The sequence below is a fragment of the Streptomyces sp. NPDC050625 genome, from assembly GCF_040654755.1.
Lineage (GTDB): Bacteria > Actinomycetota > Actinomycetes > Streptomycetales > Streptomycetaceae > Streptomyces.
Genome location: NZ_JBFAIQ010000002.1, coordinates 325960 through 350385, shown reverse-complemented (window position 1 = coordinate 350385; position 24426 = coordinate 325960). Strand labels below are relative to the sequence as shown.

The window sequence follows — 24426 nt, the reverse complement described above, 5'->3', positions numbered from 1 at the left end:
GGGTTCATCCCGGCTCCCCCAGCGGCAGACGCGCGCACACCGAGAAGCCGCCCTCCGCGCGCGGGGCGGCGTGCAGGGTGCCGCCGAGGGCCGTGACACGTTCCCGCATGCCCGTGAGACCGGTGCCCGGTGGAGGTGGGCCGGCCGGGTCGCAGTTCTTGCCGTCGTCGTCCACGCGCACCGTCAACTCCCGCTCCCCGTGGTCGAGTCCGACCCGGATCCGGGCCGGTCCGGCGTGCCGTGCCGCGTTGGTGAGGGCCTCCTGGACGATCCGGTACACGGCGCGGTCGACGGCCGTCGGCAGGGGGCGTTCGTCGCCGGTCACCGTCAGGTCGACGGCGAGGCCGGCCGCCCGGGCGCGCTCCACGAGCAGCGCGGGCGTGCCGGTCGGCTCGTCGGTGCGCAGCACCTCCAGCGTGGCGCGCAGCTCGCGCATGGCCTCACCGCTCGCCTCCTGGATGGCGAGCAGCGCGGGCGGCACCTCCTCGCCGCGCTTGCGTGCCAGGTGCACCGCGACGCCCGCCTGGAGCTTGACGATGGAGATGCTGTGGGTGAGCGAGTCGTGCAACTCCCGTGCGATGCGCAGGCGTTCCTCTCCGGCCCGACGCAGCGCCACTTCCTCCCTGGTGCGCTCGGCCTCCTGGGCGCGCTGTTCCGTCTGGCGCAGATAGGCCTGCCAGTTGCGGTCGGCCAGGCCCGTCACCACCGCGCACAGGAACCAGCCGGTGAGCAGCGCGGCCCGCTCGACGACGGCCCGGGTCCCGGGCTCCGTCGCCACGTACCCGGCGAGGAACACCGCGCTGGCCACTCCGGCGAGGCCCCGGTGCCCGGCCCGTGCGGCCGTGTGCACGGCGCCGAGGACGGGCAGGGCCGCGAGCGGCCCCGGGTGGGCGTGCAGGACGTACGCCGTGCCGGTCGCCGTCGTCACGGCCAGCACCGCGCGCGGTGCGGCGCGATAGCAGGCCAGAGCGGCGCAACCGACCGCGAGCAGCGCGTAGTCGACGGCCGTCGTGCCCGGGTCGAAGGCGGCCGTGGTCACGACGAGAACGCCGACCACGACCGCGAGGGCCGCGTCGGCGAGACGCCTGCGTGTGACCAGTGGCCCGCCCATGTCCGCACCCTAGACGTCCCCGCCGACAGCCGCGTCGGCCCTGTGGACGGAACCCGGACTACTCCCCCGGCAGTAGTCCACCGCGCGACCGCGCCCCGGTGGCGCAGCGCAGGCTGTCTTCGGACGTACGACGACTTCAGCCGCCCCCGCGTCGCACTCTGCTGCCCATGTCCACAGCCTTCCGTTTCACCCAGCCGCCACCGCCCAGGTCCGCCACCGGCCGCGTCGCCGAGGTGTACGCGCAACTCGCCTTGGAGTTCGGCATCGACAAACCGGTCACCTTCGTCGTCCTGTCCTCCGCACCCGAACTCCTCGCCCCGGCCTGGGCGCTGTTGCGCGAGTCGCTCATCGCCGGTCCCGGCAGCCGTACCGGCAAGGAGCTGGCCGCCCTCGGGGTGTCGCTCGCCAACCGCTGCCCCTTCTGCGTGGACGCGCACACCGTGCTGCTGCACGCCACCGGCGACCACGCGCTCGCCGAGCAACTGGCGCGCGGGCGGACACCGGAGAACGAGGAGCACGCGCGTGTGCTGGACTGGGGGCAGCGCAGCCGTGTCCCGGGCGCCGACCTGGAGCCGTTCCCGTTCCCGCGCGAGCACGCCCCCGCCTATCTGGGCACGGCGCTGGCGTTCCACTTCATCAATCGCATCGTGTCGGCCCTGCTGACCGAGAATCTGCTGCCGGCCGGCGCCCAACGGCTGCGCCCGGTACGGAGTCTGGCGGGCCGCACGATGGCCAGGACCGTGCGCCGCACCGCGCGTCCCGGTGCTGCGCTCCCGCTGCTCGACGACCCCGGCCCCGGCCCCGACTGGGCGGCGGGGACGGCCGTGGGCCCCGCCTACTCCGCCCTGCGCACGGCCGCCGCCGCGGGCGCGGGCCTGCTCGACGCCGAGGACCGGGCCCTCGTACGTGACACCGTGCGCGCCTGGGACGGCTCGCACCCATCGCCGGCCTGGCCCGCCCTGCCGGACCGTGCCGAGCGTCCGGCCGCGCGCCTGGCGCTGCTTGCGGCCCTGGCGCCGTACCGGGTCACGGGCGAGGACGTGGCGGCCTGGCGCCGTCCGGAGCACACCGACCACTGTCTGGTGCATCTCGTCGCATACGGCGCGTTCGCCGCCGTCGACCGCATCGAGAGCGCCCTTGCTCTCGAACGCCATCCATGAACTCGCCGGCGCTCGGTCACACGGCCCGTCAACACTCCAGCGTCACCACGCAGGCACGGAGCGAGTTTTCACTACCGCCTCACAGAGAGTCGTGTGACACTGGCGTCCCGTCCGCAGTGTGGACTCCCTCCGCACCCCCTCCCCCACGAGAAGTGCGCCCGTGCGTGATCTTCCTCTGCCGCTCGCTCTGACCGCACGTCTGTCGCCGGTCGCCGTGCTCGCCACGGCGGGCTGGGCGCTGGCATCCGGTCCGTTCGCCGCGACACCGGCGGCCGAGCACCGGTCGGACCAGCAGACGGCCACCCAGTCGCCCACCGCCCCGTCGTCGAAGGCGGTGTCGAAGAGCTTCGCCGGGGCGCCGGCGCCCTGCACCAGCGTGGCGGTCAAGACCATCACCTCCCTGGTGCCGGGCGCCAAGACGGCCGGCAAGGAGATCCCGTCGACGGACACGAAGCTGCGCCGCACCTGCTCCTGGAACGCGCTCAAGGGGTACGACTACCGCTGGCTCGATGTCTCCTACGAGATAGCCGACTCCGATGAAACAGCACAGAAGCAGTACAAGAATCGCATCGGGGAGAAAAGCGGCGGAGGAGATGTTCCGGGCCTGGGCGACTCCGCCTACTCCGTGGTGAACGTGACGACGGAGGACAAACAGCAGACGCGCGAGGGCGTGGTGATCGCCCGTGTCTCCAACGCGCTCGTCGTCGTCACGTACAACGGCAGTGACTTCGAGACGAAGAAGGCACCCGACTCGGACGTGATCAACAAGGGCGCCATCAAGGCCGCCAAGGACGCGGTCGCGGCACTGGAGGGCGGCCAGAAGAACTGACCGCCCTCCGCGCCCGAGCGTCCGCCGTCAGACGGCGGCCTCCTCCTTCCGGCCGCCGGTCAGCAGCATCAGCGTCAGATACAGCACGAGTGACGTGCCGAGGCCGACCGCCCAGCCGTAGTCGGCCAGGGAGGAGAGCGCCGGAATGGGTCTGCCGTCGATCAGCGGCTTGAAGCTGGCGCCACCGACGGCCAGCACGCCACCGGCCAGGAAGGCCACGACCGCCCGCCAGTTCCAGCCGCTCGCGTACCAGTAGCGCCCGCCGGATCGGTACAGGTCGGTGAGGTCGAGGCGGGTGCGGCGCAGGATCCAGTAGTCGGCGACCAGGATGCCCGCGACCGTGCCGAGCAGACCGCCCACCAGTCCGAGCCAGGTGAAGATGTAGCCCTGCGGGTCGGAGTACAGCTTCCAGGGGAAGATCAGCACACCGAGGACACAGGTGGCGAGGGCGCCGGTGCGGAAACTGATCCTGCGGGGCGCGATGTTGGAGAAGTCGAAGGCGGGCGAGACCAGGTTGGCCGCGACGTTCACGGACAGCGTCGCCACCAGGACGGTGACCAGGGCGTACAGCAGACCCACCACGTTGTCGGTCTTGGCGGCCAGCTGGACCGGGTCCCACACCGGCTTGCCGTACACGGCCTGCGAGCCGGACGTGACCAGCACGGAGAGGAAGGCGAACAGGGTCATCGTCGTCGGCAGACCGAGGGCCTGACCCCATGTCTGCGCCTTCTGGCTCTTGCCGTAGCGGGTGAAGTCCGGGATGTTCAGGGACAGGGTGGACCAGAAGCCGATCATGCCCATCAGGGACGGCCAGAACAGCTTCCAGAAGTCCCCGCCCCAGCCGAGCCGGGAGGGCTGGTCGAAGAGGGGGCCGACGCCGCCCGCCTTGTTGCTCATCCAGACCAGCATCACGAGCGCGCCGACCAGCACGAAGGGCGCGGCCCAGTTCTCGAAGCGGCGGATCGTCTCCATGCCCCGGTAGATGATCGCGACCTGGATCACCCAGAAGATCGCGAACGACAGCCACATGGTCCAGGCGTAGCCGCCGACCGTCGAGGCGCCCGTCCAGCTGTCGCCGATCAGCTTCCCGGCCAGGAAGTAGATCGCCTCGCCGCCGATCCAGGTCTGGATGCCGAACCAGCCGCACGCCACCAACGCCCTTACGACAGCGGGGAGGTTGGCGCCGCGGACGCCGAAGCTGGCGCGGGCGAAGACCGGGAAGGGGATGCCGTACTTCGGCCCCGCGTGCCCGGTCAGCAGCATCGGGACCAGCACGATCACATTGGCCAGGGCGATGGTGAACACGGCCTGCTTCCAGTCCATGCCCACCGCGATGAGCCCGGAGGCCAGGGTCCAGGAGGCCGTGTTGTGGGCCATGCCGACCCACAGCGCGGAGAAGTTGTACGTGGTCCAGGTGCGCCCCGAGACGGGGACCGGGAGCAGGTCCTCGTTGGCGTACGGGCCGCTGGGCTGCGGCGCATCGGGGGCGATCTCCACCCGGCCGTCGGCGAGGGTGACTTGAGCGGTCAACGGTATCGCTGTGGGAGCGGTGTCGGTCATGGGCAGGCCAATCGGAGAAGGTGGGACGGGAGAGGCCGTGCGGGTCCGAGGGGGGTGCGCGCCCGATGACGCAGGAACAGGGAGCGCCCTTGGCCCCCTTCCCGGGAGAGCGAGAAGGGGGAGATCGCGGGGAAGGGGGACGGTCGGCCGCTGAGGGCCGGTCAGCCGTTGAGGGCCGGGATCACCTGCGCGCCGTAGGCGTCGATGGTGGTTTCCTGTGCGTCGTGCATGTCGTACACCGCGAACTGGTCGACGCCCAGCTCGCGCAGTGCCTCAAGCTTCTCGATGTGCTTCTCGGCCGGCCCGATCAGGCAGAACCGGTCGACGATCTCGTCGGGCACGAACTCCGTGTCGGGGTTGCCGCTGCGCCCGTGGTGCGCGTAGTCGTACCCCTCGCGTGACTTGATGTAGTCGGTGAGTTCGTCGGGCACCTGGGCGGAGTGCTCGCCGTACTTGGAGACCAGGTCGGCCACGTGGTTGCCGACCATTCCGCCGAACCAGCGGCACTGGTCGCGGGCGTGGGCGAGCGCCTCGGGCGAGTCGTCCTCGGTGACGTACGCCGGGGCGGCGACGCAGATCCTCACCTCGGACGGGTCGCGCCCGGCGGCCGCCGCCGCGTCCTTCACGGCCTTGACCATGTACTCGGTCAGATAGAGGTCCGCCAGCTGGAGGATGAACCCGTCGGCCTCCTCACCGGTCATCTTCAGCGCCTTGGGGCCGTACGCGGCCATCCACACGGGGACTTCGGCGCCCGGCTTGATCCACGGGAACCTCACCACCGCGCCGCCGAGGTCGGCCTCGTCGCCGCGGCCCAGCGCCCGGATGACCTTCATGGCCTCGCTGATCCGGGCCAGGGTGTTGGGCTTGCGGCCCGCGACCCGCATCGCCGAGTCGCCGCGGCCGATGCCGCAGACCGTGCGGTTGCCGAACATGTCGTTGAGCGTGGCGAAGGTGGAGGCGGTGACCTCCCAGGTCCGGGTGCCCGGGTTGGTGACCATCGGGCCGACCGTCAGCTTCGAGGTGCTGGAGAGGATCTGGCTGTAGATCACGAACGGCTCCTGCCACAGCACGGCGGAGTCGAAGGTCCAGCCGTAGGTGAAGCCGTTGCGCTCGGCCCGCTGCATCAGGCTGATGACACGGGAGGCCGGCGGGTCGGTCTGCAGGACGAGTCCGAAGTCCATGGGCGCCACTCCTAGTTGAGGTACTGACAGGTGGAGCGGGGCGTGTAGACGCCGTGACCGGCGTGACCGGTGTACTCCCGCTCGGTGATGACGAGTTCGCCGCGCGAGAGCACGCTCTCCACTCGGCCGGTGAGGCGCCTGCCCTCGTAGGCCGAGTAGTCGACGTTCATGTGGTGCGTCTCGGCGGACACGATCTGCTCGGCGTGCGGGTCGTAGATGACGACGTCGGCGTCGGCGCCCGGCGTGATGGTGCCCTTCTTCGGATACATGCCGAACATCCGGGCCGGGGCGGCACAGGCGATCTCGATCCAGCGGCGGCGCGAGATGTGCCCGTCGACGACGGCCTGGTGGAGCAGGTCCATACGGTTCTCCACGCCCGGAAGACCGTTGGGGATCTTGGAGAAGTCGCCGCGGCCCAGCTCCTTCTGGCCCACGAAGCAGAAGGGGCAGTGGTCGGTGGAGACCACCTGCAGATCGTTGGTGCGCAGGCCCTTCCAGAGCTGGGCCTGGTGCTCCTTGGGCCGCAGCGGGGTGCTGCACACGTACTTGGCGCCCTCGAAGTCGGGCTCGGCCAGGTTGTCCGTGGACAGGAACAGATACTGCGGGCAGGTCTCGCCGAAGACGTTCAGCCCCTCGTCACGCGCCCGCGCCAGCTCGGCGACCGCCTCCGTCGCCGAGACGTGCACGACGTACAGGGGCGCTCCGGCGACCTGGGCGAGCCGGATCGCACGGTGGGTGGCCTCCGCCTCCAGCAGCGCCTTGCGCACCTCGCCGTGGTAGCGCGGGTCGGTCTCGCCCCGGGCCAGGGCCTGTTCGACCAGGACGTCGATCGCGATGCCGTTCTCGGCGTGCATCATGATCAGTCCGCCGTTCTCGGCGGAGCGCTGCATGGCGCGCAGGATCTGGCCGTCGTCGGAGTAGAAGACGCCCGGGTAGGCCATGAACTGCTTGAAGCTGGTCACCCCCTCCTCGACGAGGAGGTCCAACTCCTTGAGCGTGTCCTGGTTCACATCGGAGACGATCATGTGGAAGCCGTAGTCGATCGCGCAGTTGCCCTCGGCCTTGGCGTGCCAGGTGTCGAGGCCCTCGCGCAGGGTGTGGCCGACGCTCTGCACGGCGAAGTCGACGATCGTGGTCGTACCGCCCCAGGCGGCCGCCCGGGTGCCGGTCTCGAAGGTGTCGGAGGCGAAGGTGCCGCCGAACGGCAGCTCCATATGGGTGTGGGCGTCGACACCGCCCGGGATCACATACTTCCCGGTGGCGTCGATGACCCTCTCGGCGCCGAACGCCTCGGCGGCCGGGGTGCCGGAGGCGGCGAGGGCGGCGATGCGGCCGTCCTCGATCAGGACGTCGGCGTGGATCTCGTCGGACGCGGTGATGACGAGACCGCCTCGGATGACGGTACGGCTGCTCATACTCCCTCTCCCTGCCGTGTTCAACACTGGTGTGGTGCAGGTCGGTGCCGCCGGTCCGGCCCCCGTGCACCGGACCGACGGCCGTGCGGGCCGGTTACGGAGCGGTCAGCGGGCCGTACGCGTCGGGACGGCGGTCCCGGTAGAACTGCCAGCGGTCGCGGACCTCGCGGAGTTTGGCCAGGTCCAGGTCGCGGACGACGAGTTCGGTCTCCTTGTCGCTCGCCACCTCGCCGACGAACTGGGCCTCCGGGTCGACGAAGTAGGTCGTGCCGTAGAAGTCGTTGTCGCCCAGGTCCTCCACACCGACCCGGTTGATCGCGCCGACGAAGTACTCGTTGGCGACGGCCGCCGCCGGCTGCTCCAGCTGCCACAGATAGCGGGAGAGTCCGCGCGAGGTGGCCGACGGGTTGAAGACGATCTCGGCGCCCGCGAGGCCCAGGGCGCGCCAGCCCTCCGGGAAGTGGCGGTCGTAGCAGATGTAGACGCCGATCCGGCCGACGGCGGTGTCGAAGACGGGCCAGCCGCTGTTGCCGGGACGGAAGTAGAACTTCTCCCAGAAGCCGGGGACCTGCGGGATGTGGTGCTTGCGGTACTTGCCGAGGTACGAGCCGTCCGCGTCGATCACGGCCGCGGTGTTGTAGAGGACGCCCGGCTGCTCCTCCTCGTACATGGGCAGGACGAGGACGATGCCCAGTTCCCTGGCCAGTGCCTGGAAACGCTTGACGATCGGCCCGTCGGGGATCTGCTCGGCGTACTCGTAGAAGGCCTTGTCCTGCACCTGGCAGAAGTACGGTCCGTAGAACAGCTCCTGGAAGCACAGGACCTGGGCACCCTGCGCGGCCGCGTCGCGGGCCGCCTGCTCGTGTACCTGGATCATCGATTCCTTGTCGCCGGTCCAGGCGGTCTGGAAGAGGGCGGCACGGATCACTCTGCTCATCGGGACCTCCGGTCGCTCGGTGTCTGAGGAGCGTAGAAAGACCGGAAGCAGGCTTTGAGTTGCAGCGTGTCACGTCTGCGGGCGTTCGGCGTGTCACGGTGTCACGACTTCGTCGACCCATGTTTCACCGCCGTTTTCCCAGGTCATCGTTTGTTTCAGCCCTGTTGCGCATCATGCGCGAGCAGCGCGATGTGCACCGACGCCGCCTGCTCGAAGTCGTCGAGGTCGACGCCCAGCCGCGTCTGTATCGCCTCAAGGCGGCGGTAGAGCGCCGGCCGGGAGACATGGTGGAGCTGGGCGGTGCGGGACTTGTTGCGGCCCGTGGCGAGGTACGTCCGCAGCACGTCGAGCAGATCCTGGCCGGGATCGCACAGCAGCCCGTCCAGCTCCCGCTCGGCGAAGGACTGCACATGCGGGTCGTCGCGCAGCAGCCGGATCAGACCGCGCAGATGGACGTCCCTGAGGCGTACGACGGCCGGGAGGTCCAGGGCGTCCGAGGAGTCGGCGACGGCGTCGGCGACGTGCTGGGCCTCGCGCAGCCCGGCGGGGACGTCGTCCCAGACGGTGCGCGGGCCGGCCGCGGCGACGACCGTACGGGCCGCCGCGGACTCGGTGCGCAGCCGCGCCGCGAAGTGCGCCGCGAGGGCCTGGGCGTCCTGGTCCCGGGCGAGGCTGAGCAGCACGGCGGTGACGCCGTCGGCGAGTTCGGCGACGAGCCCCGGAAGACCCAGCATCCGCAGCACGCGGTCGAGTTGGGCCGGTTCGCAGTCCCGTACGACCAGGGGCACGAAGGCCCGCCGGTTGACCGGCAGTCCGGCGGCGCGGGCCCGGGGCAGCAGCTGCCGGGCCGGTACGACACCGGAGACCAGGTCGGTCAGCAGGCTCTGCGCCGACTGCTCCTCCCAGGTGTGGGCGGAACCGTCGCCGAGCATGCGGTGCAGGACGAGCGCCTCGGCGGCCCGGTCGGCGAGCAGCCGCCCGGTGGCCGTGTCGCCCCGGTACCCGCACAGCACGATCCACCCCCAGCGTTCCCCGCGTCCGCCCAGCTCGGCGCGGATCCAGCCGTCGCCCTCGCTGCCGCCCGCCTGCCGGGCGATGCGTTCCCAGTCGCGCAGCACATCGTCCACCGCGGACCGCTCGCCCGCGGTGGCCAGGACCCGATGGGCGAGGTTGGTGGCGACGACGGGACAGCCGCTGTGCTGGACCACCTCGTCGAGGAGGTGCTGCAGCGGGGCGCCCGCGGTGATGAGCCCGGTCAGGGCCGTCCGTACGGACTCCGAGAGGCTGACGGCCGCGAACTTCCGGCGGACCAGCCGGGACTGGACCTCCTCCGTCAGCTCGGCGAAGGGGAAGGGCCGGTGCAGGACGATCATGGGCAGCCCGCACCGCTCGGCGGCCCGGCGCATCACGTCCGGCGGGGCCGGGAACGCCCGGCCGAGGCCCAGCACCACGGCCGCGGCCTCCGCGCGGTACAGCGACTGGATGTACTCGGCCTGCTTGGCCTCGTCACCGGCGAGCAGCACCCCGGTGGTGAGCACCATCTCGCCACCGGTGAGCATCACGCCGACATCGGCGGCCTCGGCCACGTGCACCCAGCGCACGGGCCGGTCCAGCTGACCGGCGCCGGCCACCACCTCGGGCTCTCCGGCCAGTACCCGTTCCAGGCCGAGGACCTGACGGACCGACAGGGCGGGTTCGGGGGCCTCTGCGATTCCCCAGGGCTCCAAGGTGGTGGTCATGCCGGTCTTCCCTTGTCCTGGTCGGGCTAGAAGGTGCTCCTCAGAGCGCGTTCGAGGATCGTGGCGCCCTCCTCGGCCTCCGCGACGGTCAGCGACAGCGGCGGTGCGATGCGCAGCGCGCTGGTGTTGTGCCCACCGCCCTTGCCGATGAGCAGCCCTCCCTCACGGGCGGCCTCCAGGACCGTGGAGGCGGCCCGCGGGTCGGCCTCGTCGGTACCCGGCCGCACCAGCTCGACGCCGATCATCAGTCCTCGTCCGCGCACCTCCCGTACGCCGGGGAGCTGCGCGGCGACGCCCCGCAGCCGCTCGATGAGCAGTCCGCCGACGCGCCGGGCGTTGCCCTGGAGGTCGTGTTCCAGGAGGTAGTTGAGGTTGGCGAGCCCGGCGGCCATGGTGATCTGGGTGCCGCCGAAGGTGGAGATGCTGTTGGCGTCGAGGCAGTTCATGATCTCGGCGCGGGCGACGACCCCGCCGATGGAAGCGCCGTTGCCGATGCCCTTGGCGAAGGTGAGCATGTCCGGCGGGCCGCTCTGGCCGTGTGCCTGCCAGCCCCAGAAGTGCTCGCCGGTGCGTCCCCAGCCGGTCTGCACCTCATCGGCGATCCACAGGATGCCCTGCTCCTGGAGCACCTGCCGGAAGGCCGCGTACAGCCCGTCGGGCGGTGAGGTGAAGCCGCCGACGCCCTGGATGGGCTCGGCGATCAGCGCCGCCGGCGCACGGGTGTGGCCGAGCAGGTCCTTGAGGTCCGCCACACAGGCCGCGACGAACTCCGGGTCGCTCAGCTCGGCGAACGGGCCGCGCGTGCGCACGCCCCCGTGGACGTACAGCGTCTGGAGCGGGGACAGCGAGGTCGGGGACCAGCCGCGGTTGCCGGTGATGCCGACCGCGCTGAAGGAGCGGCCGTGGTAGCTGTTGCGCATCGCCAGGACCGTGTTGCTACGCCGGTAGGTGGTGGCGAGCAGCAGGGCGGTGTCATTGGCCTCGGTGCCGGAGGTGGTGAAGAAGACGCGGGCGTTCGGGATTCCGCTCAACTGGGCGATGCGCTCGGCGAGTTCGACCATCGGCCGGTTGAGGTAGAGGGTCGAGGAGTGCAGGATCCGCCCGGCCTGCTCGCTCACCGCCTTGGTCACTTCGGGCAGTGCGTGCGCGGTCATCGTGGTGAGGATGCCGCCGAAGAAGTCGAGGTACCGGTTGCCGTCGGCGTCCCAGACGTACCGGCCCTCGCCGTGGGTGAGTTCGAGCGGGTCCTCGTAGTAGAGGGCCAGCCAGTCGGGCAGGACGTTGCGATGGCGGTCGTAGAGGTCGCTCATGGCCGCACCAGCCCTTCGTACGCGTCGGGGCGCCGGTCGCGGTAGAACGCCCACTGCTGCCGGACTTCCTCGATCAGGTCGAAGTCGAGGTCGCGGACGACGAGTTCCTCAGCCTTGTCGCTGGCCGTCTCGCCGACGAACTGCCCGCGCGGGTCGACGAAGTAGCTCGTGCCGTAGAAGTCGTTGTCCCCGTACTCCTCCTGGCCGACCCGGTTGATCGCTGCCACGAAGTACTCGTTGGCGACGGCGGCCGCGGGCTGCTCCAGCTGCCACAGATAGGCGGACAGACCGCGCGAGGTGGCGGACGGGTTGTAGACCAACTGCGCGCCGTTGAGACCGAGTTGCCGCCAGCCCTCCGGGAAGTGCCGGTCGTAGCAGATGTAGACGCCGACCTTGCCCACGGCGGTGTCGAAGACGGGCCAGCCGACGTTGCCCGGCTTGAAGTAGTACTTCTCCCAGAAGCCCTTGACCTGCGGGATGTGGTGCTTGCGGTACTTGCCGAGGAAGGTTCCGTCGGCGTCGATCACGGCCGCGGTGTTGTAGTAGAACCCGGACTGCTCGACCTCGAAGACGGGGACCACGATCACCATGCCGGTCTCGCGGGCGAGCTCCCGCATACGGCGCACGGTCGGGCCGTCGGGCACCGGCTCGGCCCAGCGGTAGTGCTCCGGCTCCTGGACCTGGCAGAAGTAGGGGGCGTTGAAGACTTCCTGGAATCCGATGATCTTCGCACCCCGGCGGGCCGCCTCGCGGGCGTGCTCCTCGTGTTTCGCCACCATGGACTCGGTGTCGCCGGTCCAGGTGGCCTGGACCAGGGCGGCACGTACGACGTTGGCCATGAGCTGCTCCTTCGGCGGGTCGTCAGAGCCTCTACGCCCGTAGACGCAGGCCGTAGAGGGACGAACGTAAGCCTCGGGGAGAGCCTTGCCAAGACCATTGCCATTAACCCGCGGAGTCGATCACGTTTCACACTCCAGTGGGTGAGTCGCGGGCCGTTCAGGCGGACCGACCGGCCACACGGAGGGCGTGGACCAGGTCCCAGTGGCGTTCGTCGGAGACGCCCCGGGCGGCCTCCAGCAGGAGCGGTACGAGCCGCTGCGGGTCGGGGGCGACGCTGCGGACCGCCTCCTCCGGGGTGCGCATACGGACGTACGCGTCGAGCAGGGCACGCACCTCGCGGGTCCGCCCCTCGGCGGCCAGCGCCAGCACGGCCTCGCCTATCTCCGTGGCGGGCCGTACGACGCCCTGGCGCAGGATCTGCTGACCGTCTTCGCCGCGACCGGCCGCGACCAGTGCGTCGGCGGCCGCGACCAGTCGGCCGGCGGGCAGCGAGGCGGCCTCCCAGAGCAGGGTCGCCCAGTCGGCGCCGAGCCCGGTGCGCTGCAGTTCCGCGGCGAGCAGGGGGAGGCGGGCGGCGGGCCAGTGGGCGATCTCGGCCAGCAGGGCGTGCGCCTCGCCGGTACGGCCCTCGCCGCGCAGCCGCTCGATCGTCGCCACGGCCCCGGCGACGGCCCGCATTGCCTCCGCGTCCGGCGACTCCGCCTTCGGCCGCCTCCGGTCCACCGGCTCCGGAGCCCCGGCGAACCGGGCGCCTCGCGGGGTCCGGCCCCCGGCGGCGTCCGGTGCGGGCGGCGACGGCACGGGGGTCTGCGGTACGACGGCCGGTGCCGTCCCGTCCTCGGCCATCCCGGCGAAGCGGGCACTGCCGCGGCGGCGTTTGCGCTGCTTGGCGGGGGCAGGAGCCGGGGCGGGGGTGGGGACGGGCGTCGGCACGGGCGTCGGCACGGTCTCCGGGGGCGGGGTGGGTGCGGGGGCCGCGTCGCCGTACGGGGCTGGGCCCCCGTCGGCTCCCCGCCGGTCCGACTCGGCCATGCGGGACCGGAGTTCGGCGCACCGGGCCGTCGCCCGTTCATGGTCGTCGCGGGCCCAGGCCAGGTCGATCCGGATGGCGTCGGCCTCCTCCGCGGTGCTCACGGACGCGAGCAACCGGCCCAGCTCCGCCTGCCGTTCGGCCGCGTACCGCTGCTCGCGGAGCATGACGTCGAGCCGGTCCCCGAGGGCGTCACGGCCGCCCGGCCGGGCGTCGTACGCGGTGAGCGCTGCCCCGTGCAACGCCCGGGCCCGCTCCGCCTCCACCCCGGCCGCCCCGCTGCCGTACACCGCCGCGAGGTCCCGCAGCAGCGCGTCCACCACGTCCCACGGGGGCACCTCGCGCCCTTCGAGACAGGCCTGCATGCCGTCCGGATCACGCTGCCAGAACACCCCGCACCAGCCGTCACGCTGATCCAGACGCGCCAGCAGACCGTCCAGGTAGTTCACGAACTCCCCTACCCGCCGGGGGAGTTGATCCACATCCATCGCCCAACTCCCGCCAGACCGGAGCCACTCCGACTCCGTAGAAAACACGAGCCGTGTTACGGCACGGCTACAGGGAGTTTTCCGCGCGAGTGCACCGATCTCTCTCCCCGGCGACACTTCGGTGATGACGACAGGCACCGCGACGGCCGCGCGGGGTGCCTGTCAGGCGCCTTTCCCCAACCTTGACCCAGGGCAGGCGATCCCTTCGCGGAACGGGCCGCGCGATCGATCCAGCCCGACCCTTCCGGGCTTCTTCCGCCGATCGTGACACCGGCCGTGCCGCGGGAGGGGTACGCCGCCTGCCTGCGCGGTCTCGTCGGCCCGGGGCCTGCCCGACTGGTTCCGGACGGTCTGCGACCGGATGACGCCAAGCCACGGGCGGACCGGCCCGAGTGTCGGTGCCGACGGCCGGCGAGGTGGGCAGGGCCCCGCTCACACCTCCAGTGGGACGCACCGGTCCGCCAGCTCGTCCATGGACAGGCCGAGCGTGCGGGCGAGGGCGGCGATGGTGAAGAACGCCGGGGTCGGAGCCCGGCCCGTCTCGATCTTGCGGAGGGTCTCCGCCGAGATGCCCGCCTCGGCCGCGACGTCCGCCATGCTCCGGTCGCCGCGGGCCTCGCGCAGCAGCCGTCCGAACCGCTCGCCGCGTTCGCGTTCTTCGGGGGTGAGAGGGGTGCGCACCATGCCGTCATTCTAATACCGGTATAGTAATTGGCATGGTGGAGCTGAAGACGGACACGTCGATCAACGCGATGCACGAGGCGGGCCGGGTCGTCGGGCGGGCCCTGACAGCCGTACGGGCGGCCGCGGCCGTCGGCGTCTCACTGAAGGAGCTGGACGACGTGGCGCACGAGGTGCTGCGCGAGGCCGGTGCCTCCTCGCCGTTCCTCGGCTACCGCCCCTCCTTCGCCCCCACCCCCTTCCCCGCCGTGATCTGCGCCTCCGTCAACGACGCGATCGTCCACGGCATCCCGGGCCGCTACCGGCTGCGCGACGGCGACCTCGTCTCCATCGACTGCGGCGCGGAACTGGACGGCTGGGCCGGCGACTCGGCGATCAGCTTCGCCGTGGGCAGGCCGCGCCCGGCGGACGTACGGCTGATCGACACCGCCGAGCGGGCGCTGGCCGCGGGCATCGCGGCGGCCGTCGTCGGCAACCGCATCGGCGACATCGCCCACGCCGTCGGCTCGGTGTGCCGGGCGGCGGGATACGGCGTGCCGCAGGGCTTCGGGGGCCACGGCGTGGGCCGCCGTATGCACGAGGACCCCGAGGTGCCGAACGAGGGCCGGCCCGGCCGGGGCCTGCCGCTGCGGCACGGCATGGTCCTGGCGATCGAGCCCATGCTGATCGCGAGCGGCCGGGACGGCTACTTCACGGCATCGGACGGCTGGACGCTGCGCACGAACGACGGCTCGCGCGCGGCACACGTGGAACACACGGTCGCGATCACCCGGACAGGCCCCCGGATTCTCACCGAGCGGCGGGCCGGCGGAAGGCCCCGCCCGTAAGGTGCCCTCCGTCCCCATCCGTGCCAAGGTGTTATGAACGAGCACCAAAGGAACGGAACGTCATGACCGACGGCTACCCTCCCGACCCCTTCGGTGAGTTCCTGTCCCGGTTCTTCGGCGGAGGCGGCCCCCAGCAGGGCCCCCGCCACATCGACATAGGCCGGCTGCTGAGCCAGCCGGCCAGGGAACTCGTGCGCGGCGCGGCCCTGTACGCCGCCGAGCACGGCAGCCGGGACCTGGACACCCAGCACCTGCTGCGCGCGGCCCTCTCCACCGAGCCCACCCGCAGTCTGCTCAGCCGCGCGGGCGCGGACCCGGACGGCCTCGCGACGGAGATCGACCAGCGCTCCGGCCCGGTGCAGCACCCGCCGGGCGAGGTCCCGCCGCCCACCTCGCTCTCGCTCACCCCGGCCGTCAAACGCGCCCTGCTCGACGCACACGACCTGGCACGGGCGAGCGGTGCCGGGTACATCGGCCCGGAGCATGTGCTCAGCGCGCTCGCCGCGAACCCGGACTCGGCCGCCGGGCACATCCTGGGCGCCGCCCGCTTCGCGGCCACCGGCAGGTCGGCCGACGCGCCCGAGACCGACCGGACCCGCACCGGAACCGACCGGCAGCGGCCCGCGTCGACGCCGACCCTCGACAAGTACGGCCGCGACCTGACCGAGCTGGCCGCGCAGAGCAGCATCGACCCGGTCATCGGGCGGGGCGAGGAGATCGAGCAGACGATCGAGGTGCTCTCCCGGCGCGGCAAGAACAACCCGGTGCTGATCGGCGACGCGGGCGTCGGCAAGACCGCGATCGTGGAGGGGCTCGCCCAGCGGATCGCCGACGGGGACGTGCCCGACATACTCATCGGCCGCCGTGTGGTCTCCCTGGACCTGACCGGTGTGGTCGCCGGGACCCGGTTCCGCGGGGACTTCGAGGAGCGGCTGAACAACATCGTGGGCGAGATCCGCGCCCACTCCGACCAGCTGATCGTCTTCATCGACGAACTGCACACCGTGGTCGGCGCCGGGACGGGCGGCGAGAGCGGGGCGATGGACGCGGGCAACATCCTCAAGCCCGCCCTGGCCCGCGGCGAGCTGCACATCGTGGGCGCGACCACGCTGGAGGAGTTCCGCCGGATCGAGAAGGACGCGGCGCTGGCCCGCCGCTTCCAGCCGATCCTGGTGCCCGAGCCGACGGTCGAGGACACGATCGAGATCCTGCGCGGGCTGCGCGACCGCTACGAGGCCCATCACCAGGTCCGCTACACCGACGAGGCCCTGGTGGCCGCCGTGGAGCTGTCCGACCGGTATCTCACCGACCGCCGTCTGCCGGACAAGGCCATCGACCTGATCGACCAGGCGGGGGCGCGGGTACGCCTGGGTGCCCGGACCAAGGGCACGGATGTGCGCACGATGGAGCGCGAGGTCGAGCAGCTCGTCCGGGACAAGGACCAGGCGGTCGCCGACGAGCAGTACGAGCAGGCCACCCAGCTGCGCGACCGCATCGCCGGGCTGAAGGAGCGGATCTCCGAGACCAGCGGCGACGAGGAGGCCGACGAGGGGCAGAACCTGGAGGTGACGGCCGAGGCCGTGGCCGAGGTGGTGTCCCGGCTGACCCACATCCCGGTCAGCCGTCTCACCCAGGAGGAGAAGGAGCGGCTGCTCGGCCTTGAGCAGCATCTGCACCAGCGGGTGATCGGGCAGGACGAGGCGGTCGCCGCGGTGTCCGAGGCGGTCCTGCGCTCCCGGGCCGGGCTGGCCAGTCCGGACCGGCCGATCGGCAGCTTCCTGTTCCTCGGTCCGACCGGCGTCGGCAAGACCGAGCTGGCCCGCGCGCTGGCCGAGGCGCTGTTCGGCAGCGAGGACCGCATGGTGCGCCTCGACATGAGCGAGTACCAGGAGCGGCACACGGTCTCCCGGCTGGTGGGCGCCCCGCCCGGGTACGTCGGGCACGAGGAGGCCGGTCAGCTCACCGAGGTGGTGCGCAGGCACCCGTACTCGCTGCTGCTGCTCGACGAGGTGGAGAAGGCGCACCCCGACGTCTTCAACATCCTGCTGCAGGTCCTGGACGACGGCCGGCTCACCGACTCCCAGGGCCGCACGGTGGACTTCACCAACACGGTCATCGTGATGACCAGCAATCTCGGCTCCGAGGCGATCACCAGGCGGGGTGCCGGCATCGGGTTCGGGAGCACCGGGGAGCAGGCCGACGAGGAGGCGCGGCGCGAGCGGATCCTGCGGCCGCTGCGCGAGCACTTCCGGCCGGAGTTCCTCAACCGCATCGACGAGATCGTCGTCTTCCACCAGCTCACCGCCGAGCAGCTGCGGCAGATCACCGACCTGCTCCTGGAGCGCACCCGCCGGCTGCTGCACGCCCAGGGCATCACGGTCGCGTTCTCCGACGCGTCCGTGGGCTGGATCGCGGAACGCGGCCACCAGCCGGAGTACGGCGCCCGGCCGCTGCGCCGCACCATCCAGCGCGAGGTCGACAACCAGCTCTCCCGCCTCCTGCTCGACGGCACGATCGCCGAGGGCAGCCGGGTGACGGTGGACGTGGCGGACAACCGGCTGACGTTCCACGCCCGGCCGACCGAGGAGCCGACGCCGGCTCCGACCGCGGAGCCGGGCGGGGCGACCGCGGATGCGCAGTCAACCCGAGAATCACCCGAGGCGCCGACCGGCCCCGCGGCGGCAGACACGCAGGCGGACCCACCTGCGCCGGGGGACCAGGACGGCCGGTGACCGCGCGGGGCGCAGCCGCCTCGGGTCCACCGCACACCGACCCGGCCCTGGCCTGCGGGTGACAGGACCCCGGCCGGAGCAGACGCCAGGCACGCAAGCCGTGCCGCACGCGCTGGATCCCGGCCGAGCCGCGGGCGCCGGCTACCCCCAAGGTGCGTGCGCCCGGCGCGAGCCAGGCCATACGCGCCCGACGCGTGAGCCGGGGTGTCCGCGACGGACGCGCACGCGGAACGTACCCCGCAGCCGCCCGTGCTTCCCGGGCCCCGCATACCGCCCGTGCTTCCCGGATCTGGCCCCTACCCCGCCGGTCGCACCACCATCGCCGAGCCGCCGCCCCGGCGTACCTTCTCCGCCGCGGCCAGCCACCTGCCGTCGGGGAGGCGCTGGACGCCGGTGGCCGCGCCGATTTCGGGGTTCAGCTTGAAGCTGTGGCCGATGGCCTCCAACCGGGTCCTCAGGTCACTGTCGTAGAGGCCGGGTTCGAGTTCGGTCTGGGCCGCGTTGCGCTGGCTGGCGCGGGGCGCGGCGATCGCGTCGACCAGCGGCAGCCGGCGGTCGAGGAACTCCGTGAGGGTCTGCAGCACGGTGGTGATGATGGTCGCGCCGCCGGGTGAGCCCAGGGCCACGACGGGCCGGTCGTGCCGGTCGAGCACGATCGTCGGGGAGATCGAGGAGCGCGGCCGCTTGCCGGGACCGGGCAGGTTCGGGTCGTGCACGGCCGGGTTGGCCGGGGCGAAGGAGAAGTCCGTCAGCTCGTTGTTGAGCAGGAAGCCACGGCCGGGGACGGTGATCGCGCTGCCGCCGGTCTGCTCGATGGTGAGGGTGTAGGAGACGACGTTGCCCCACTTGTCGGCGACCGTGAGGTGGGTGGTGTTCTCGCCCTCGTAGGTCGTCGGCGCCGCCGTGCCCGCGGTGGTGCAGGCCGCCGGGTGGCGCGGGTCGCCGGGCGCGAGCGGGCTGGTGAGGACGGCGTCGTCCTTGATCAGGCAGGCGCGCGAGTCGGCGTACTTCTGCGAGAGCAGTTCCTTCGTCGGTACGTCCTCGAAGGCCGGGTCGCCGACCCAGCGCCCGCGGTCCGCGAAGGCGATCCGGCTCGCCTCGATGAAGTGGTGCAGGTACTGCGTCTCGGAGGCCTTCGAAAGGTCGGTCTTCTCAAGGATGTTGAGGGCTTCGCCGACGGTGGTGCCGCCCGAGGAGGAGGGCGCGATCGAGTAGACCTTCAGCCCGCGGTACGACGTCTTCGTGGGTGCCTGCGGCTTGGCGCGGTAGGCGGCCAGGTCCGCGGCGGAGAGCTTGCCGGGGCGGGCGTTCCAGCCGGAACCCGGGTCCACCGGGGGGTTGTTCACGGTGTGGACGATGTCCTCGCCGAGCGCGCCGTCGTAGATCGCGCCGACTCCCTTTCTGGCCAGCTCCTCGTAGGTGCGGGCGAGATCGGGGTTCTTGAAGGTCGAGCCGACGACGGGGAGCCGGCCGCCGGGCAGGAACAGCTGCGCGGTGGCCGGAAAGTAACGGAAGCGGGTCTCGTTGGACGCGGTCTGGCTGCGGAAAGTGTCGTCCACCGTGAAGCCGTCGCGGGCGATGCGCTCGGCGGGCTTGAGGACCGTACCGAGTTGTCTGCTGCCCCACTCGTCCAGGGCCGTCTGCCAGGTGGCGGGCGTGCCCGGGGTGCCGACGCTCAGGCCGCTGCTGACGGCGTCGGCGAAGGCGAGGGGCTTGCCGTTCTCCAGGAACAGGTCGGAGCCGGCGCTCAGCGGCGCGGTCTCCCGGCCGTCGATGGTGTGGACCGTGCGGGACTTGGCGTCGTAGTAGACGAAGTAGCCGCCTCCGCCGATACCGGAGGAGTAGGGCTCGGTGACGCCGAGCGCGGCGGCCGTGGCGACGGCCGCGTCCACGGCGTTGCCGCCCTTCTTCAGGACCTCGATGCCCGCGGCGGAGGCGTCCGCGTCGACGCTGGCGACCGCGCCGCCGTAGCCGACGGCCACCGGAACCTTCGCCGCCGTCCCGGCCGCCGGAGCCGGTGGCGCCGCCGCCCCCACCGACACCACGGCGGCCGAAACCGCCAGAACCGTCAGTTTCCGCGTGGCAGAGCGACGCATCCGTACCTCCAGTCCAGGACAGTCCGCGCAGCGTAGCCACACGGGCCCTGCCTCGACAGGCTCATTCAAGGCAATTGTCACGCGAACATCACACATCGAACACGGGTACGTTCCCGCCACCCGGGCCCGCTACCATGCGCGCCCATGAATGACGACGTCCGCAACATCGTCCTGGGCCTGATAGCCGCCGGTGTCAGCGCCGGTCTCGGCTGGCTGGCCCGCACCTACCTGTGGAAGCGCAAGCTTCGGCGGAAGCAGGCCTTCTTCGGTCTGCCCGACAACTCCGAGTCGCTGCTCGTGGTGAACCGCGAGGCGGGCGGGCCCGAGCTGACGGTCATGCGGCACGACGTGTTCGCGCTCCTGGAGCTCGCCGCCCTCATCAAGGACTGCAATGCCAACGCGCAGGTCATCGCTCACGACACGGCCCAGCAGGGGTTCGGCGAGCGCACCGAGTTCTGTGTGGGCGGACCCGCCTCCAACCGCCGTATGGCCGCACACCTCGCCTCCCTGCTGCCCGGTGTGCGCGTCAACGTGAACGCGGAGCCCGGCCCGGACCGCGGCGCCTTCCAGATCGGCAGCGAGCGCTACCGGCTGGAGTCCGGCAAGAGCGAGTACGTGCTGCTCGCGCGGCTCACCGCGGGCCAGCGGCGCGACGCCCGCCCCGTCTTCCTCTTCTGCGGCCAGCGCGCCATCACCAACCAGGCCGCGACCCGCTATCTCGCCCGCAACCACGAGCGGCTGGCCCGCAAGCACGGTGACAACACCTTCGTGCTCCTGCTGAAGGTGGTCAATTCGCAGGCGTACGGCCCCGACGTGGTCGAGCTGGTCGCGGACGTGACGCGGACCTCGCAGGCGCCGCTGCCGAAGACGGAGGCTCCACGCGCCTCACACCGGGCCTCCTAGGGAACAGCACACTCCAAATAACTTTACCCGCACGTAACTTACCGACGGGTTACTTACGGTAAGGCGTCACGGTTACCGTCGGGTCACTTTGCACTGACACGAGTGAGGAGTGACCCCATGGGACACGGTCGCACCACCTTGCGCACCTCCGCCGTCGGAGCCGTCTCCGCGGCGCTGATCGCCGGCAGCGTCGTGGGCCTGGCTCCGGCCGCGCAGGCCGCCGCCGCCATCCGCTTCGTCGACATCACCGGCGACGGCGGCACGACGCTCAAGGCGAACGTCGTCACCCCGGCGGACGCCGACGCCTCGCACAGCTACCCGCTCATCGTGCTGCCCACGAGCTGGGGCCTGCCCCAGGCCGAGTATCTGGCCCAGGCCCAGAAGCTCGCGAACTCCGGGTACATCGTGCTCACTTACAACGTGCGCGGCTTCTGGCAGTCGGGCGGACAGATAGAAGTGGCCGGTCCGCCCGACATAGCGGACGCCTCCAAAGTGATCGACTGGGCCCTCGCCAACACCCCCGCCGACCCCCGGCACATCGGCATGGCGGGCGTCTCCTACGGCGCGGGGATCAGCCTGCTCGCCGCCGCCCACGACAAGCGGATCAAGGCGGTCGCCGCGCTCAGCGGCTGGGCGGACCTGATCAGCTCCATCTACTCCGGCCGCACCCAGCACGTCCAGGCGGCCGCCCTGCTGGACGGCGCGGGCGTCGTCACGGGCCGCGAGAGCCCCGAAGTACGGCAGATTTTCGACGACTTCTACGCCTCCAACCTCGCCAAGGAACAGGAGATGATCGACTGGGGGAAGAAACGTTCGGTCGCGACCTATGTCGACCAGCTCAACAAGAACGCCCCGGCCGTGATGATGGCCAACGCCTGGGGTGACACGATCTTCCCGGCCAACTCGTACGCCGACTTCTACGACAGGCTCACCGTCCCGAAGCGCCTGGAGTTCCGCCCCGGCGACCACGCGACCGCCGAACTGACCGGCCTGTTCGGGCTGCCCAACGACGTGTGGACCGACACCGAGCGCTGGTTCGACCACTACCTCAAGGGCTCGGACAACGGCATCGACCACGAGCAGCCCGTACAGCTCAAGTCCCGTACCTCCGGCGGCTACGAGGCGTACCCGGACTGGAAGTCGGTCGGCGCCACCCGCAGGAAGGTCGACCTCGCCGGCTCCACCACGATCCACGCGAACGTGGACTCGGGCGCCGACGGCGGGATCGTCTTCCTCTCCAGCATCCTCGACCAGGTCGCGCGGATCCCACCGATCGCCTCGATCCCGCTGCTGCCCCGCCGCTGGGCCGCGGTCTGGCAGTCGGAGAAGTACGGCTCCGCCCAGCAGGTGCGCGGGACCGCGAAGTTGCACACCACGCTCACCCCGACCCGGGAGAGCGGCACGCTCGTCGCCTATCTCTACGACGTGGGCCCGCTCGGCTTCGGCAAGCTGGTCACGAACGCGCCGTACACCTGGTACGACCGCACGCCCGGCCGGCCGTTCGACGTCGACCTGGACCTGTTCTCGACCGCCTACGACGTCCCGGCCGGACACCGGCTCGCCCTGGTCGTCGACACGGTCGACCCGCTCTACATCGAGCACAACCCGTCCGGCGCGCAGCTGACCTTCTCCTCGCCGGCGGACGACCCGTCATACGTGTCCGTTCCGCTGCGCGAGCAGTGATCTCCGGCTGCCGCCGGCCGGGCCTGGCCCTGTGAACTGCCGCCCCCCTTATGGTCTCGGGGCCGTGAGGGGGGTTACCACCCGGCAGCAGCGCCCCTGGTTCGGCCGCGGCGACCACCACGGCCCGGGTCTCGGGACTGCGTTGCTCACGGTGGGACACCCGGCCGGTGAACCACGAAAGCAGCGCGCTCATCCCGCTGCGGGATGAACGGCCCATCGTAGTCGACGTTCATGAGCCGGCCCGGCCGAGCGTCGCCTCAAGGGAATTCGGGGGGTCCGGCGGCCGGAAGCCCTGCGCCACCCGGTGGTTGGGGCGTCCGTCGGGCGCCGGGCCCCCGGCGGGCGGACCGCCGTGACTGCCGCAGGCGGCCGCGACGAGCGCGATGGCGAGCGCCACCGGGGCGATGGACACACGTGTGGTACGGATCATGGTCGCGCCCCCCGCTCAGTACGCGGGCTCGATGACGCGGCCGCATTTGTCGACGTCACGCAGTTCGATCAAAGGATCGATGGCCATCCGCAGCCCTACTCACTCTCTGCTGTGTCATGGTTGCCGCAAACTATCCAGACGGCAGGGGACTCGACACACGACACGCACTTATCGGGCATAAGCCGTATTTACTCCGTCTTTAGGTCGCGCGTCAGGTCTCGGCGACCTCGGCATAGAGCTGCGACAGCTCGGGCGCACCGCTCGCGGCCCACTCCCGGCCCGTCTCGACGACGTCGAACTCACGGCCCGACGCCAGCCGTACGACGGCCTGCCCGCCGGGTCTGAGGTCCCAGCGCGCGCCCTGCACGGTGCGCACGATGACCGTGCCCAGGTACAGCCCCGCGTCGTTGCCCAGCCAGGGCAGGCTCTCCTCGTCGTCGCGCCAGCGCGGCAGCAGCTGGTCGAGCGCCTCCAGCGAGGCCGCGGAGTCGTCGAGCAGGACGCCCTCCTGGGACGCCTGCGCGCGCAACAGCTCACACTCGGAGAGGAGCTCCGCGACGCCCTCGGGGTCGAGGGCGAGCACCGCCTCATCGCGTTTCTTGTGCCGACTGCCCAGGAACGGGATGTTCATACGCCCAGCGTGACATTCGCACCACCGTGCGCACCACAGCCCGGGCGCGGGTGTCGCGCCCTACACGTCCAGATCGACGACCACCGGAGCGTGGTCCGAGGCGCCCTTGCCCTTGCGCTCCTCGCGGTCGACGTAGGCGTCCTTGACGGCCTTGGCGAACGGCTCGTTGCCGTACACCAGGTCGATGCGCATGCCGCGGTTCTTCGGGAAGCAGAGCTGGCGGTAGTCCCAGTACGTGAAGGGGTGGTCGTACTTCAGCGGGCGCGGGACGACGTCGGACAGGCCCGCCTCGCGCAGGGAGGCCAGGGCGGCGCGCTCGGCGGGGGTGACATGGGTGAGGCCCTCGAAGGCGGCCACGTCGTAGACGTCGTCGTCCGTCGGTGCCACGTTGTAGTCGCCCAGGACCGCGAAGGGGCGGGAGCCGGTCGCGTCGCCCGCGACGGCGGCCTTCAGGGCCTCGAACCACTGGAGCTTGTAGGCGTAGTGCGGGTGGTCCACCTCGCGCCCGTTCGGCACGTACACCGACCAGACGCGGACCGGGCCGCAGGTCGCGGAGATCGCGCGGGGCTCCTCCAGGCCCTCGTAGCCGGGGTCGCCGGGCAGGCCCTTGACGACGTCCGCCAGGCCGACGCGGGAGAGCACCGCCACGCCGTTCCACCGGCCCGTGGCGTTCACCGCCGCCTCGTAGCCCAGCTCGCGCAGCTGGTCGAACGGGAACTGCTCCTCGGCGAGCTTGGCCTCCTGCAGGCACAGCACGTCCGTGCCGCTGCTCTCCAGCCAGGCGAGCAGCCTCGGCAGGCGGGCGGTGATCGAGTTCACGTTCCAGGTCGCGATGCGCATGCC

General features: G+C 71.4%; 20 protein-coding genes and 1 pseudogene. 6 read left to right on the top strand and 15 right to left on the bottom strand.

The genetic code is table 11. The annotated features are described in order from the left end of the window. Positions 1 to 4 precede the first annotated feature (4 nt). Positions 5 to 1111: a sensor histidine kinase gene (locus AB0I54_RS05825; RefSeq protein ID WP_363294640.1), complete on the bottom strand. Its 1107-nt coding sequence runs from the start codon at positions 1109 to 1111 to the stop codon at positions 5 to 7. Between the two features lie 167 nt (positions 1112 to 1278). Here AB0I54_RS05825 and AB0I54_RS05820 point away from each other — a divergent pair, with 167 nt between their 5' ends. Both AB0I54_RS05820 and AB0I54_RS05815 read left to right on the top strand, forming a co-directional pair. Next, positions 1279 to 2271: a carboxymuconolactone decarboxylase family protein gene (locus tag AB0I54_RS05820; RefSeq protein WP_363294639.1), complete on the top strand. Its 993-nt coding sequence runs from the start codon at positions 1279 to 1281 to the stop codon at positions 2269 to 2271. 160 nt (positions 2272 to 2431) lie between these two features. Then, positions 2432 to 3100 carry a hypothetical protein gene (locus AB0I54_RS05815; RefSeq protein WP_363294638.1) on the top strand — a complete coding sequence of 223 codons (669 nt, stop codon included), beginning with the start codon at positions 2432 to 2434 and terminating at the stop codon, positions 3098 to 3100. 27 nt (positions 3101 to 3127) lie between these two features. On the opposite strand, the gene AB0I54_RS05810 is transcribed toward AB0I54_RS05815, so the two are convergent. From AB0I54_RS05810 to AB0I54_RS05770, 9 genes are all read right to left on the bottom strand, one after another. Next, positions 3128 to 4660: an NCS1 family nucleobase:cation symporter-1 gene (locus AB0I54_RS05810; RefSeq protein ID WP_363294637.1), complete on the bottom strand. Its 1533-nt coding sequence runs from the start codon at positions 4658 to 4660 to the stop codon at positions 3128 to 3130. A 161-nt stretch (positions 4661 to 4821) separates the two neighbouring features. Then, on the bottom strand, positions 4822 to 5841 hold the full coding sequence (locus AB0I54_RS05805) for a TIGR03842 family LLM class F420-dependent oxidoreductase (RefSeq protein ID WP_363294636.1): 1020 nt from the start codon (positions 5839 to 5841) through the stop codon (positions 4822 to 4824). Between the two features lie 11 nt (positions 5842 to 5852). Further along, the gene (hydA, locus tag AB0I54_RS05800) at positions 5853 to 7256 is read right to left on the bottom strand and encodes a dihydropyrimidinase (protein WP_363294635.1); all 1404 of its coding nucleotides are present in this window, start codon (positions 7254 to 7256) and stop codon (positions 5853 to 5855) included. Positions 7257 to 7350: 94 nt separating this feature from the next. After that, entirely contained in the window at positions 7351 to 8193 is an 843-nt protein-coding gene (locus AB0I54_RS05795) for a nitrilase-related carbon-nitrogen hydrolase (RefSeq protein WP_363294634.1), read from the bottom strand. 155 nt (positions 8194 to 8348) lie between these two features. After that, positions 8349 to 9932 carry a PucR family transcriptional regulator gene (locus tag AB0I54_RS05790; protein ID WP_363294633.1) on the bottom strand — a complete coding sequence of 528 codons (1584 nt, stop codon included), beginning with the start codon at positions 9930 to 9932 and terminating at the stop codon, positions 8349 to 8351. 26 nt (positions 9933 to 9958) lie between these two features. Next, entirely contained in the window at positions 9959 to 11242 is a 1284-nt protein-coding gene (locus AB0I54_RS05785) for an aspartate aminotransferase family protein (protein ID WP_363294632.1), read from the bottom strand. Next, positions 11239 to 12081: a nitrilase-related carbon-nitrogen hydrolase gene (locus AB0I54_RS05780; RefSeq protein WP_363294631.1), complete on the bottom strand. Its 843-nt coding sequence runs from the start codon at positions 12079 to 12081 to the stop codon at positions 11239 to 11241. The genes AB0I54_RS05785 and AB0I54_RS05780 overlap by 4 nt, the downstream gene beginning before the upstream one ends. Before the next feature lie 157 nt (positions 12082 to 12238). Then, entirely contained in the window at positions 12239 to 13600 is a 1362-nt protein-coding gene (locus AB0I54_RS05775; RefSeq protein WP_363294630.1) for a hypothetical protein, read from the bottom strand. Between the two features lie 432 nt (positions 13601 to 14032). Further along, the gene (locus AB0I54_RS05770) at positions 14033 to 14284 is read right to left on the bottom strand and encodes a helix-turn-helix transcriptional regulator (protein ID WP_363294629.1); all 252 of its coding nucleotides are present in this window, start codon (positions 14282 to 14284) and stop codon (positions 14033 to 14035) included. Positions 14285 to 14316: 32 nt separating this feature from the next. On the opposite strand from AB0I54_RS05770, the gene map reads away from it, so the two are divergent. Beyond that, positions 14317 to 15108, top strand: coding sequence for a type I methionyl aminopeptidase (gene map / locus AB0I54_RS05765; RefSeq protein WP_363294628.1), 792 nt, complete (start codon positions 14317 to 14319; stop codon positions 15106 to 15108). A 62-nt stretch (positions 15109 to 15170) separates the two neighbouring features. After that, positions 15171 to 17840, top strand: a complete 2670-nt coding sequence (locus AB0I54_RS05760) for an ATP-dependent Clp protease ATP-binding subunit (RefSeq protein ID WP_363294627.1) — start codon at positions 15171 to 15173, stop codon at positions 17838 to 17840. A 296-nt stretch (positions 17841 to 18136) separates the two neighbouring features. Here the strand turns inward: AB0I54_RS05760 and ggt are convergent, their stop codons facing one another. Then, the gene (ggt, locus tag AB0I54_RS05755; RefSeq protein ID WP_363294626.1) at positions 18137 to 19936 is read right to left on the bottom strand and encodes a gamma-glutamyltransferase; all 1800 of its coding nucleotides are present in this window, start codon (positions 19934 to 19936) and stop codon (positions 18137 to 18139) included. A 144-nt stretch (positions 19937 to 20080) separates the two neighbouring features. On the opposite strand from ggt, the gene AB0I54_RS05750 reads away from it, so the two are divergent. Together AB0I54_RS05750 and AB0I54_RS05745 are read left to right on the top strand one after the other, a co-directional pair. Beyond that, positions 20081 to 20839: a hypothetical protein gene (locus AB0I54_RS05750; protein ID WP_363294625.1), complete on the top strand. Its 759-nt coding sequence runs from the start codon at positions 20081 to 20083 to the stop codon at positions 20837 to 20839. A 117-nt stretch (positions 20840 to 20956) separates the two neighbouring features. Continuing rightward, the gene (locus AB0I54_RS05745; protein ID WP_363294624.1) at positions 20957 to 22522 is read left to right on the top strand and encodes an alpha/beta fold hydrolase; all 1566 of its coding nucleotides are present in this window, start codon (positions 20957 to 20959) and stop codon (positions 22520 to 22522) included. Positions 22523 to 22598: 76 nt separating this feature from the next. On the opposite strand, the pseudogene AB0I54_RS05740 reads toward AB0I54_RS05745, so the two are convergent. The 4 genes and pseudogenes from AB0I54_RS05740 to AB0I54_RS05725 form a co-directional block, all read right to left on the bottom strand. Next, positions 22599 to 22718 (bottom strand): annotated as a pseudogene (locus AB0I54_RS05740) (amino acid ABC transporter permease); the annotation flags it as partial. Between the two features lie 33 nt (positions 22719 to 22751). Then, positions 22752 to 22952 (bottom strand): hypothetical protein, encoded by a 201-nt coding sequence (locus AB0I54_RS05735; protein ID WP_363294623.1) that lies wholly within the window; start codon positions 22950 to 22952, stop codon positions 22752 to 22754. 211 nt (positions 22953 to 23163) lie between these two features. After that, a complete protein-coding gene (locus tag AB0I54_RS05730) occupies positions 23164 to 23583 on the bottom strand; it encodes a DUF6278 family protein (RefSeq protein ID WP_363294622.1) in 420 nt (139 codons plus the stop codon). Positions 23584 to 23643: 60 nt separating this feature from the next. Beyond that, a complete protein-coding gene (locus AB0I54_RS05725; protein ID WP_363294621.1) occupies positions 23644 to 24423 on the bottom strand; it encodes an exodeoxyribonuclease III in 780 nt (259 codons plus the stop codon). Positions 24424 to 24426: the final 3 nt, after the last annotated feature.